Origin of the sequence: Uruburuella testudinis, assembly GCF_022870865.1 — a bacterium.
In the GTDB taxonomy this organism is placed as follows: Bacteria; Pseudomonadota; Gammaproteobacteria; order Burkholderiales; family Neisseriaceae; genus Neisseria; species Neisseria testudinis.
In genome coordinates, this window is the sequence record NZ_CP091508.1 from 2,543,049 (window position 1) to 2,555,316 (window position 12,268).

Annotated in this window: 6 protein-coding genes, 2 tRNA genes and 2 rRNA genes; 3 read left to right on the forward strand and 7 right to left on the reverse strand. The window is 51.5% G+C overall.

Annotated elements, in window-relative coordinates:
* Window positions 1–149: 149 nt before the first annotated feature.
* From LVJ83_RS11685 to LVJ83_RS11700, 4 genes are all read right to left on the reverse strand, one after another.
* Window positions 150–3,043, reverse strand: a 23S ribosomal RNA gene (locus tag LVJ83_RS11685).
* 457 nt (window positions 3,044–3,500) lie between these two features.
* Window positions 3,501–3,576, reverse strand: a tRNA-Ala gene (locus tag LVJ83_RS11690).
* 29 nt (window positions 3,577–3,605) lie between these two features.
* A tRNA-Ile gene (locus tag LVJ83_RS11695) sits at window positions 3,606–3,682 on the reverse strand.
* Window positions 3,683–3,764: 82 nt separating this feature from the next.
* A 16S ribosomal RNA gene (locus tag LVJ83_RS11700) occupies window positions 3,765–5,305 on the reverse strand.
* The 16S and 23S rRNA genes sit together here with 2 tRNA genes alongside, the layout of an rRNA operon.
* A gap of 489 nt (window positions 5,306–5,794) precedes the next feature.
* Here LVJ83_RS11700 and thrB point away from each other — a divergent pair.
* The 3 genes from thrB (at window position 5,795) to LVJ83_RS11715 (ending at window position 8,359) form a co-directional block, all read left to right on the forward strand.
* Complete coding sequence (thrB, locus tag LVJ83_RS11705; RefSeq protein WP_244784824.1) at window positions 5,795–6,745, forward strand: homoserine kinase; 951 nt, start codon at window positions 5,795–5,797, stop codon at window positions 6,743–6,745.
* A 202-nt stretch (window positions 6,746–6,947) separates the two neighbouring features.
* Window positions 6,948–7,772: a phosphoserine phosphatase SerB gene (gene serB / locus LVJ83_RS11710; protein ID WP_244784826.1), complete on the forward strand. Its 825-nt coding sequence runs from the start codon at window positions 6,948–6,950 to the stop codon at window positions 7,770–7,772.
* 50 nt (window positions 7,773–7,822) lie between these two features.
* Window positions 7,823–8,359, forward strand: coding sequence for a glutathione peroxidase (locus LVJ83_RS11715; RefSeq protein WP_244784828.1), 537 nt, complete (start codon window positions 7,823–7,825; stop codon window positions 8,357–8,359).
* Window positions 8,360–8,552: 193 nt separating this feature from the next.
* Here the strand turns inward: LVJ83_RS11715 and LVJ83_RS11720 are convergent, their stop codons facing one another.
* The 3 genes from LVJ83_RS11720 to pgaB all read right to left on the reverse strand — a co-directional run bounded on the left by LVJ83_RS11720 (window position 8,553) and on the right by pgaB (window position 12,261).
* The gene (locus LVJ83_RS11720; protein WP_244784830.1) at window positions 8,553–8,849 is read right to left on the reverse strand and encodes a hypothetical protein; all 297 of its coding nucleotides are present in this window, start codon (window positions 8,847–8,849) and stop codon (window positions 8,553–8,555) included.
* A 36-nt stretch (window positions 8,850–8,885) separates the two neighbouring features.
* Window positions 8,886–10,118 carry a poly-beta-1,6-N-acetyl-D-glucosamine synthase gene (pgaC, locus tag LVJ83_RS11725; RefSeq protein ID WP_244784832.1) on the reverse strand — a complete coding sequence of 411 codons (1,233 nt, stop codon included), beginning with the start codon at window positions 10,116–10,118 and terminating at the stop codon, window positions 8,886–8,888.
* 187 nt (window positions 10,119–10,305) lie between these two features.
* Window positions 10,306–12,261, reverse strand: a complete 1,956-nt coding sequence (pgaB, locus tag LVJ83_RS11730; protein ID WP_244784833.1) for a poly-beta-1,6-N-acetyl-D-glucosamine N-deacetylase PgaB — start codon at window positions 12,259–12,261, stop codon at window positions 10,306–10,308.
* Between the last annotated feature and the right edge of the window lie 7 nt (window positions 12,262–12,268).

A 12,268-nucleotide genomic window follows, 5' to 3' on the forward strand; every position in this document is an offset into this window, starting at 1 on the left:
TCTCCCATCTTGCTTTATCAACATGAACCGAGGCGCGCTCTGGGCGCTGCGCCCGCTTCCAACAAGGGTAATGTGTATCGCATGTCCGTACTGCTGTACGGCTCATGACTTCAGTAAGCTTTATCATCATTCGAAGTTCTTCAAATGATAGAGTCAAGCCTCACGAGCAATTAGTATCGGTTAGCTTCACGCGTTGCCGCGCTTCCACACCCGACCTATCAACGTCCTGGTCTCGAACGACTCTTTAGGGTGGTTAAACCACCAGGGAAGTCTCATCTTCAGGCGAGTTTCGCGCTTAGATGCTTTCAGCGCTTATCTCTTCCGAACTTAGCTACCCGGCTATGCCACTGGCGTGACAACCGGTACACCAGAGGTTCGTCCACTCCGGTCCTCTCGTACTAGGAGCAGCCCCCGTCAAACTTCCAACGCCCACTGCAGATAGGGACCAAACTGTCTCACGACGTTTTAAACCCAGCTCACGTACCACTTTAAATGGCGAACAGCCATACCCTTGGGACCGACTACAGCCCCAGGATGTGATGAGCCGACATCGAGGTGCCAAACTCCGCCGTCGATATGAACTCTTGGGCGGAATCAGCCTGTTATCCCCGGAGTACCTTTTATCCGTTGAGCGATGGCCCTTCCATTCAGAACCACCGGATCACTATGTCCTGCTTTCGCACCTGCTCGACTTGTCGGTCTCGCAGTTAAGCTACCTTTTGCCATTGCACTATCAGCCCGATTTCCGACCGGACCTAGGTAACCTTCGAACTCCTCCGTTACTCTTTGGGAGGAGACCGCCCCAGTCAAACTGCCTACCATGCACGGTCCCCGATCCGGATAACGGACCTGGGTTAGAACCTCAAAGTCACCAGGGTGGTATTTCAAGGACGGCTCCACCAAGACTAGCGTCTCGGCTTCTAAGCCTCCCACCTATCCTACACAAGTGACTTCAAAGTCCAATGCAAAGCTACAGTAAAGGTTCACGGGGTCTTTCCGTCTAGCAGCGGGGAGATTGCATCTTCACAACCATTTCAACTTCGCTGAGTCTCAGGAGGAGACAGTGTGGCCATCGTTACGCCATTCGTGCGGGTCGGAACTTACCCGACAAGGAATTTCGCTACCTTAGGACCGTTATAGTTACGGCCGCCGTTTACTGGGGCTTCGATCCGATGCTCTCACATCTTCAATTAACCTTCCAGCACCGGGCAGGCGTCACACCCTATACGTCCACTTTCGTGTTAGCAGAGTGCTGTGTTTTTAATAAACAGTCGCAGCCACCGATTCTCTGCGACCCTCCAATGCTTACAGAGCTAGTCTTTCACATCAGAGGGCATACCTTCTCCCGAAGTTACGGTATCAATTTGCCGAGTTCCTTCTCCTGAGTTCTCTCAAGCGCCTTAGAATTCTCATCCTACCCACCTGTGTCGGTTTGCGGTACGGTTCTGATTTAGCTGAAGCTTAGTGGCTTTTCCTGGAAGCGTGGTATCTGTCACTTCGCATCCGTAGATGCTCGTTATCACTTCTCGGTGTTATGAAAGTCCGGATTTGCCTAAACTTTCCACCTACCGGCTTGAACGGCCTATTCCAACAGACCGCTGACATAACCTTCTCCGTCCCCACATCGCACTAAATCAAAGTACGGGAATATTAACCCGTTTCCCATCGACTACGCATTTCTGCCTCGCCTTAGGGGCCGACTCACCCTACGCCGATGAACGTTGCGTAGGAAACCTTGGGTTTTCGGCGAGCGGGCTTTTCACCCGCTTTATCGCTACTCATGTCAACATTCGCACTTCTGATACCTCCAGCAACCTTCTCAAGTCACCTTCTTCGGCCTACAGAACGCTCCCCTACCATGCTAATCTAAATTAGCATCCGCAGCTTCGGTTATAGATTTGAGCCCCGTTACATCTTCCGCGCAGGACGACTCGACCAGTGAGCTATTACGCTTTCTTTAAATGATGGCTGCTTCTAAGCCAACATCCTGGCTGTCTGGGCCTTCCCACTTCGTTTACCACTTAATCTATCATTTGGGACCTTAGCTGGCGGTCTGGGTTGTTTCCCTCTTGACAACGGACGTTAGCACCCGCTGTCTGTCTCCCGAGGAACCACTTGATGGTATTCTTAGTTTGCCATGGGTTGGTAAGTTGCAATAACCCCCTAGCCATAACAGTGCTTTACCCCCATCAGTGTCTTGCTCGAGGCACTACCTAAATAGTTTTCGGGGAGAACCAGCTATCTCCGAGTTTGTTTAGCCTTTCACCCCTATCCACAGCTCATCCCCGCATTTTGCAACATGCGTGGGTTCGGACCTCCAGTGCGTGTTACCGCACCTTCATCCTGGCCATGGATAGATCACTCGGTTTCGGGTCTACACCCAGCAACTCGTCGCCCTATTAAGACTCGGTTTCCCTACGCCTCCCCTATCCGGTTAAGCTCGCTACTGAATGTAAGTCGTTGACCCATTATACAAAAGGTACGCAGTCACACCTCTAGGGTGCTCCCACTGTTTGTATGCATCAGGTTTCAGGTTCTGTTTCACTCCCCTCCCGGGGTTCTTTTCGCCTTTCCCTCACGGTACTGGTTCACTATCGGTCGATGATGAGTATTTAGCCTTGGAGGATGGTCCCCCCATCTTCAAACAGGATTTCTCGTGTCCCGCCCTACTTGTCGTATACCTAGTACCATACTTGAAATTTCGAATACGGGGCTTTCACCCACTATGGCCAAGCTTCCCAGCTTGTTCTTCTATCTCAAGTATTATCGTATACAGGCTCCTCCGCTTTCGCTCGCCACTACTTGCGGAATCTCGGTTGATTTCTTTTCCTCCGGGTACTTAGATGGTTCAGTTCTCCGGGTTCGCTTCTCTCAAGCTATGTATTCACTTGAGGATACCGTACAGAATACGGTGGGTTTCCCCATTCGGACATCGCGGGATCTTTGCTTTATTGCCAGCTCCCCCGCGCTTTTCGCAGGCTTACACGTCCTTCTTCGCCTATCATCGCCAAGGCATCCACCTGATGCACTTATTCACTTGACTCTATCATTTCAAGAACCTCATTGACTTCGCCCAACCTCCCGTTGACTAGGGGACCGGACTTGAGGTGCCTACTTTGATAAAGCTTACTGCTTTGTTGTGTGATTCACTCTGCCTTTTGTGTTTCAGAGTGAATCCGATACAATCATCACCCAAATTTTTGTGCTCCGATTGCTGCTGGGCTGTCGCCGGATATACCGGCTCTGCTTTTGCTGAAACGCATTCCGTTGCAACGGTTTGCGCTTCCAATCGAAACAACATTGTCTTTGTTTGTTGATTTCGGCTTTCCAATTTGTTAAAGATCGATGCGTCTGCCGCCGCGGATTTTGCCCGGGCTTCAGAATAACTTCGCAAATCAAAATGAGCTGGCCATTATAACAGCCGCTTTCGCTCTGTCAATTAAAATAAGAAGCTGCCGCTTCTTTTTCCTTTTCCAACTCGCTTTGATTTGGGAAGCTTTTGGTGGAGGCAAACGGGATCGAACCGATGACCCCCTGCTTGCAAAGCAGGTGCTCTACCAACTGAGCTATGCCCCCAGTACCGGCCGTGCGGTGCTACTTCTGTTTGGTGGGTCTGGGAGGACTTGAACCTCCGACCCCACGCTTATCAAGCGTGTGCTCTAACCAGCTGAGCTACAAACCCAAGGCCTTTGCTTCTTTAATTCTGCATCTCTTCTACAGTTTACCGATAAGTGTGAATACGACAACGCCTCTTCTTTCTCTAGAAAGGAGGTGATCCAGCCGCAGGTTCCCCTACGGCTACCTTGTTACGACTTCACCCCAGTCATGAAGCATACCGTGTTAAGCGGGCTCCCGAAGGTTACCCTACCCAATTCTGGTATCCCCCACTCCCATGGTGTGACGGGCGGTGTGTACAAGACCCGGGAACGTATTCACCGCAGTATGCTGACCTGCGATTACTAGCGATTCCGACTTCATGCACTCGAGTTGCAGAGTGCAATCCGGACTACGATCGGTTTTCTGGGATTGGCTCCACCTCGCGGCTTGGCTACCCTCTGTACCGACCATTGTATGACGTGTGAAGCCCTGGTCATAAGGGCCATGAGGACTTGACGTCATCCCCACCTTCCTCCGGTTTGTCACCGGCAGTCTCATTAGAGTGCCCAACTTAATGATGGCAACTAATGACAAGGGTTGCGCTCGTTGCGGGACTTAACCCAACATCTCACGACACGAGCTGACGACAGCCATGCAGCACCTGTGTTACGGCTCCCGAAGGCACAACTCCGTCTCTGGAGTCTTCCGTACATGTCAAGACCAGGTAAGGTTCTTCGCGTTGCATCGAATTAATCCACATCATCCACCGCTTGTGCGGGTCCCCGTCAATTCCTTTGAGTTTTAATCTTGCGACCGTACTCCCCAGGCGGTCAATTTCACGCGTTAGCTACGCTACTAAGGCATCATGTACCCCAACAGCTAATTGACATCGTTTAGGGCGTGGACTACCAGGGTATCTAATCCTGTTTGCTACCCACGCTTTCGAGCATGAACGTCAGTGTTATCCCAGGGGGCTGCCTTCGCCATCGGTATTCCTCCACATCTCTACGCATTTCACTGCTACACGTGGAATTCTACCCCCCTCTGACACACTCTAGTTACCCAGTTCAAAACGCAGTTCCCAGGTTGAGCCCGGGGCTTTCACATCTTGCTTAAATAACCGTCTGCGCTCGCTTTACGCCCAGTAATTCCGATTAACGCTCGCACCCTACGTATTACCGCGGCTGCTGGCACGTAGTTAGCCGGTGCTTATTCTTCAGGTACCGTCATCACCACCGAGTATTAGCCGGCGGCTTTTCTTCCCTGACAAAAGTACTTTACAACCCGAAGGCCTTCTTCATACACGCGGCATGGCTGGATCAGGCTTGCGCCCATTGTCCAAAATTCCCCACTGCTGCCTCCCGTAGGAGTCTGGGCCGTGTCTCAGTCCCAGTGTGGCGGATCATCCTCTCAGACCCGCTACTGATCGTCGCCTTGGTGGGCTCTTACCCCACCAACTAGCTAATCAGACATCGGCCGCTCAAATAGCGCAAGGCCCTAAGGTCCCCTGCTTTCCTCCTCAGAGAATATGCGGTATTAGCCATCCTTTCGGACAGTTATCCCCCACTACTCGGTACGTTCCGATGCGTTACTCACCCGTTCGCCACTCGCCATCAAAAGAGCAAGCTCTTCTATGCTGCCGTCCGACTTGCATGTGTAAAGCATGCCGCCAGCGTTCAATCTGAGCCAGGATCAAACTCTTATGTTTAATCTCTAACTTTTTTTAACTTCTGGTCTGCTTCAAAGAAATAAACGAAGATATGTTAAAACATTTCTTGTCTATCTTTTTCAACAGTGTGAGGCGTCACCGCACTCACACTTATCGGTAATCTGTTTGTTAAAGAGCAAGAACGAAATTATACAACACCCAATCTTCTTGTCAACCGCAGAATCCAAAAACTTTATCAAAAAGCCTTCTCAATCCCACCGTCCGTGCTATAATTATCAGATCGTTTCGTCACCGCCGAAGCAGCGAAGAACCGAACTATACTCCCTCAACCAAACACCGTCAACCAAAATGCCGGAAGTTTTTTACCTAAAACCGGCATCGCCTTGTTTTAGATGCGCATTTTGTTTCAACGTTTTTCACATCGACTTGTTCACAAGTCAGTCTCACCCGGCTCTTCCCAACATAACTGTATCTCTATCGCCGCTGTTTTTGGTATCATAAGCACCAATATTTTCAATAGGCTCTGTTATGTCTGTCTACACCAGCGTTTCCGATGATGAAATGTGTCGTTTTCTCGAACAATATAACCTTGGCGAATTTATTGCGCTTCAGGGCATTGCTCAAGGCATTACCAATAGCAATTATTTTTTAACCACAACTACCGGGAAGTTTGTATTAACTGTATTTGAGGTTTTAAAGCAAGAAGAATTGCCTTTTTTTCTATTGCTCAAACAACACCTCAGTGAAAATGGTGTTGCCTGCCCTGCCCCCATCCCTAAAAAAGATGGTAGGCTGGATGCCACCCTTGCCGGTAAACCGGCCTGTTTGGTGACCTGCTTGAAAGGCGCCGACACCGGCTGGCCGACAGAGGCGCAATGTTTCCACACCGGAGCCATGTTGGCCAAAATGCATTTGGCCGGGCAATCGTTTCCTTTAAAGATGGAAAATCCCCGCTATACCCACTGGTGGCACAAGGCTTATCAGCAACTTTTGCCGGTGCTTGAAGGGCATGATGCGGTTTTGCTGGCGGATGAAATAAACTATTTGGACCAACACAAGGGCGATCATCTGCCCCGCGGCATTATTCATGCCGACTTATTTAAAGACAATGTATTGCTGGATGGCGAACAGGTGGCCGGCTTTATTGATTTTTACTACGCCTGCGAAGGCAACTTTATGTATGACTTGGCGATTGCCGTCAATGATTGGGCCAGAACAGCCGATAACCAGCTCAACGACACGTTAGAAGCGGCTTTGCTCAATGGCTATCAAAGCATACGTCCGCTAAATGATGCCGAGCAGGCTTATTACCCGACCGCGCTGCGTGCCGGATGTATTCGGTTCTGGGTATCCCGCCTGCTGGATTTTCACTTCCCGCAAGAAGGTGAAATGACTTTTATCAAAGACCCCAATGTTTTCCGCGATTTGCTGCTCAGCCTGAAAAACCCGCCGCAAAAAGAAGCAGCGGAGGCCGTCTGAAACTAAAACCGTTTTTGTGTTTTGATATCCGTTCAAAAACTAAGCGGATAGGGCGACCGGTCGACCGGGCGCTTACCGCTTTCTTAAGTTTAAACAAAATAGACAGCCAGCTTATTTTTTCAGACGGCCACGCCTATTCAGACGGCCTCAAGCATACCGGTTGCAGGTATAATCAGATTTATTTCCCACAAAGCCCGCCGCCATGCCCCAAGCCCTTATACTCCAACATCCTGATATCGCTTCGTGTGATTTGTCCGATTTTCCCGCGGTCGCACCCTATTCACCCACCGTTGTCCGCATCAGCGTGCCCGACAGCTTCACCCTGCCCGAAGCTGCTGCCGACATTTTGGCTGCACAGCAAATAGATTACGCCGTATTGCCCGATAGAGAATTTGCCGATTTGGGGCTGATTGTCAGCGATATGGATTCCACTTTGATCACCATCGAATGTGTGGATGAGATTGCCGCCGGTGTCGGGCTGAAAGCACAGGTAGCCGAGATTACCGAGCGTTCGATGCGCGGCGAACTGGATTTCGAACAATCGCTGCGTCAACGCGTTGCGCTGCTCAAAGGCCTGGATGAAAGCGTGTTGCAAACAGTTTACGACCAAGTGTTGCAACTTTCCCCCGGCGCAGAATTCCTGCTTGAAGCCTGCAAAAAACACCAAATCAAATTTATGCTGGTATCCGGCGGCTTTACCTTTTTCACTGAACGCCTGCAACGGCAGCTGGGGCTGGATTACGCCTACGCCAACATGCTGGAAACTGCCGACGGCAAGCTGACCGGCAGGCTATTGGGGCGTATTATCGATGCACAGGCCAAAGCCGATTTACTAATACAGCACCGGGAAATGCTGGGCTTGCGCCCCGAACAAGTGCTGGCCATGGGCGATGGTGCCAATGATATTCCGATGTTGCAGACCGCCGGCTTCGGCATCGCCTATCACGCCAAACCCAAAGCACAGGCGCATGCCGATGCCTGCATCCGCTTCGGCGGGCTGGAAGCGGTGCGCGGCTGGTTCAGATAACACCGCCCGATTCAGAAATATATTGCCCCTCTCGTTACCAAGGATAAACCATGACCAACCTCTATCAATTTACCCTGCCCGATGCACAAGGCAATGAAATCAGCCTGAGCGATTACCGAGGCAAAGTGTTGCTGATTGTCAACACTGCCACCCGCTGCGGCCTTACCCCGCAATATGAGCAATTACAACAACTGTATGCCCAATATGCACCGCAAGGTTTGGAAATTCTCGATTTTCCCTGCAACCAATTTCGAGAACAAGCACCCGAAAGCAGCGCAGAAATTGCGCAAAGCTGCCAACTGAAATTCGGCACCAAATTCACCATCTTCAGCAAAATCGACGTCAACGGCGCCCACGAACACCCGCTCTATACCTATCTGAAAGCGCAACAGCCTGAAGACAGCGGCGGCCAAAAATTTAAAGAATTTCTGCTCAAGCTCGCCTCTTTGGGCGAAAAGCGCGAAGGCAGCGACATCAAATGGAATTTCACCAAATTTCTGGTCAACCGCGACGGCGAAGTGGTCAAACGCTTTGCCCCCAGCGTATCGCCTGCCGAAATTGCCGACGATATTGAAGCCTTGCTGTAATACCCATTCACAAAAATAAGCTGACAAGGCGGCGAGCCGAAGACAGTACACACGTACGGCAAGGCGAGCCAACGCCGTTAGGTTATTTTTATGAACGGGTATAACCTGCCCGCTTATCTTTATTGAGTGAACATCATACAACAATTATCAGGCCGTCTGAAATTTCAGACGGCCTGATAATTGTTGCAGCGGTTTATCTTTTTTGATGCATCGACTTCACCCGCTGCTGCACCATAATCGACCACACAAACAGAAAATTCAACTGCAACAGCAAAAGCACGCTCACCGCTTCAAGCACATCGCCGAAGGTCCAACTGCCGGCAAACGGGCGGTCGAGCAGCACTTGGTATTTGTCACCCAAATGATACAGCGCATACAGCCACAAACTCCAGGTAACCATCATAATCAGCCAGCTTTTCACCGTAATCCGCCGGTTGCGGCTGCGCGCTTTATCAATCACCATCAGCTTGCGTAAAGATTCGTCTATCATATTGATTCCTTCATTGTCCGTCTGCTTGTTTGCCATCTATTGCACACCGCGGTCGGGGCTGACCCACACCGCTTTTTTGTTTTTGTTGCGGAAAACCGCTCTGGGCAGGCCGTGCACCAGGGTGAGACTGTTAATCAGCCAAAAAGCGTAGGGATACCAGATACAGCTGGTAAAATAGCGCCATAGCCCTTTTTCATAGCGGTTATCGATTGCAATGCTCACTGAAAACTGAATGGTAAACATCACCAGCGTCACCACGCTGGCCACTTCAAACGGGTGGAAATCAAATGTGCCGTAACGGATACCCTGATACAAGCCGATGGCCATAAAAGCAAACATCAAATATGCCCACGTCAGCGTTATCAGATATTCGAGATACAGCGGCCACAAGCGGAAATTGCGCAGCCGCCACACCTGAGCGGCATATTTCAAAATCACTTCCGCCCCACCCTGCGCCCAACGCAGGCGCTGTTTGTAGAGGCCGCGCAGCGTTTCGGGCATCAACACCCAACACAGCGCTCTCGGTTCATAAGCGATGTTGTAACCGCCGGTTTGAATTTTCCAGCTCACATCAATATCGTCAGTAATCATATTGGTGCTCCAGCCGCCCATTTTGGCGATAATCTCTTTGCGCAACCCCACAATCACGCCCGACACGGTAAACAACGTGCCCATAATGCTTTGCGAGCGCTTGATCAGGCCGATAATCGAGCTGAATTCAGCCACTTGCAGCTTGCCCAACACAGTGCTGCGGTTGCGCACCCGCGGATTGCCGGTAACGGCGCCGAGCATTGGGTTGGCTTCCAACGCCTGCACAATGTAATCAAGTGCGTAATAATCCAAAACCGCATCACCATCGATGCCGACCACATATTCCCCGTGTGCTTTGAGCAGGCCGTGGTTCATGGCTGCGGCTTTGCCGGAATTTTCCTGCGTGAGCGCAACGATTTTCTCATCGGCCAACTCCCAGCGGCGGATGATTTTCAACGTATTGTCGCGGCTGCCGTCGTTGATAAACACCAATTCGTAATTGGGGTAATTCAGCTTGAGCAGGTGTGGAATCGATTGGTCGAGATTGTCTTCTTCGTTGTAGCAGGGAATTAATACACTCACCATCGGCACACTGTTACGGCCGCTGTAGTCAAAATCCGGATCTTCGGCACGGTTTTCGAAAAAGATAAAATATAAAATACCCGACACCGTCCAATACACCGCCATCACGCCCGGATAAAGCATCACAAAAATGCCTAAATATTCATACCAACGCATAATCGTCCATGATTTTTTTTATTGGTTTCAGACGGCCTGGCAAAATCAGGCCGTCTGAATCTCTACCCATACCCGATAATTAGAAAGCCCTAGGGTGTCCGGACAATTCGATTTACGGGTGTTTTTTGCCTGGCATCTGCATTTTTCAGGAACAAAAATCCCCTCATAAACAAATTGTCCGGATACCCTAGCGCTTCATTGAAAAATAAGGATGCAGCACTTTACTGTCCGGGCGGTTGTTTAGAAAATCATCCGGGTAATAGCCGAAATTACGTATACCTTCTGCTTTCAGCAGCTGCATCCAGCCGGCCAGCTCTTCGCTGCGGACAGGCTCCTCGGTGCGCCAATTGCGAGCCTGCAATTCAAACACGGTTTTTTCCGGCGCCACACCGCTGCCCTTAACCGCCACCGTCAGTTTTTTCAACCATGCCTGCGCCTGCACCGGATTGAGCGGTTGCTCATGTTCCATATACGGCATGGCCATAATGGCGGTGTAATCATAAGCAGCGGCAAATTTCGACAGGCTTTGGGCAAACCATTTTTCCGCCTGCGGATCCATCACCACACCCGCATAAATATTGCGGGCGCTTTTCAGCATGTCGCTGCCGTTATAGCTGTAAGCCAACGCAGCCTGCTGCAATTGTTTGGAATACGCAATCAAATCATCGGTTTTTGCGCCCGCCTCGGCCAAAGTTTGCGTGGTTTGGCCGCCATTTGCCTCAAAATCGGTCAAGAAGCCGTCATCATGAAACAAAATGCCGTTAAAACGGCTGTGGAAAGCCAAATCCCGATACAGCGCAGCCACTTTTTCACGGTTGCCGGCATGATACGGCGACAGGCGCAGATAGTGTTTCGGGTCGGGGCGGCCGGTTTGATGGTGGGTGATGTATTCATGGCCGCCGCCGAAATCAAACGCCATCATCGGCATCCAGGCATACACCTCCACCCCCGCGCGCGTCATCAGCTGCCAAGCCACGCGGCTGAACAAATCGGCCTTAACCTTCAAATAGCGGTTGGGAAAATACAATGCCTCGGCCACACCATTGCCGTCGCTGTCGGCATAGGCTTGCAGATAAACCGTGCTGATGCCGTAATCGGCCATGCGCTGCACCAGTTTGTCGAGGTTGCGGTTGAGCTGCGCCGGATCCGGGTCATACACATAATCCAAATCCACATGCACCACACGCTGGATATCGCGTGCAAACATTTTGCCGTTCAGGTAGCTGTTGAGAAAATCCAAGCGGGTTTCCTGCGTGATCAGCTCGCGGCCCTGGCGGCTATCGCGGGCGGTGTTCAGCTTTTTGTCGTTGAGTGTCAAATCGCTCTCATAACCTTCTTCGCGGGCAATCTGCGCGGCAGTTTCGCTAAACTGCCCGTAAGGCCACACCATAACGCGCGGGCGCTGCCCTGTGTGGCGGGCAATCGAAGCGGCGGAGCGGCGGAAATCATCGCGCAACCGCGCCCGGTATTCGCTTTCGGTTTCGTAACGGCCGTTGCGGTAATGCCCCGACAACACCGCGGCAAACTGCGAACCGCCGGGGTTGCCTTGCAGGCTGCGGTGCAGATTGTGGGTGTGCGAGGCAATTTCGACCAAGCCGCTGTCGTGCATTTCTTTCACTTGCGCCCAGCTCACAAAATCGCGGCGCGGCAATTGCTGGCGGCCATAAGCGATGGTGCCGCCCTCGGGGGTATCGAGCCAGCCGGTCACCACGGCAAACACTGCGGGAAAGCGGTAGGCTTTCAGCAGCGGAAACACCAGCCGGTAAAAACTTTCATAACCATCGTCAAACGTCAGCAGCACCGGCTTTTCAGGCAATCTGCCCTGCCCTGCGCGCGCCGCCTGAATCTGTGCCCAACTCACCGGCGTATAACCGTTGCTTTGCAGCCAGTTGAAGTGGGCCACCAGTTTTTGCACGGTGATGGTTTGCGGAAAATATTGGCGCTGCAAATCGCCTTCAAACTGGTCGTCCCGGCGGCTGGCGGCTGCGGGGCGGGTTTCATCGACCACATCGTGGTAACACAGCGCGCCGTAACGGATTTCATGCGCCGGTTCGGCAAACGCCGTGCCCAGCCCGGCCGCCGCCACGGGCGTCCATGCCAACAGGGCGGATACGGCAGTAATCATCAGTGAGAAAAATTTCATGTTTCAG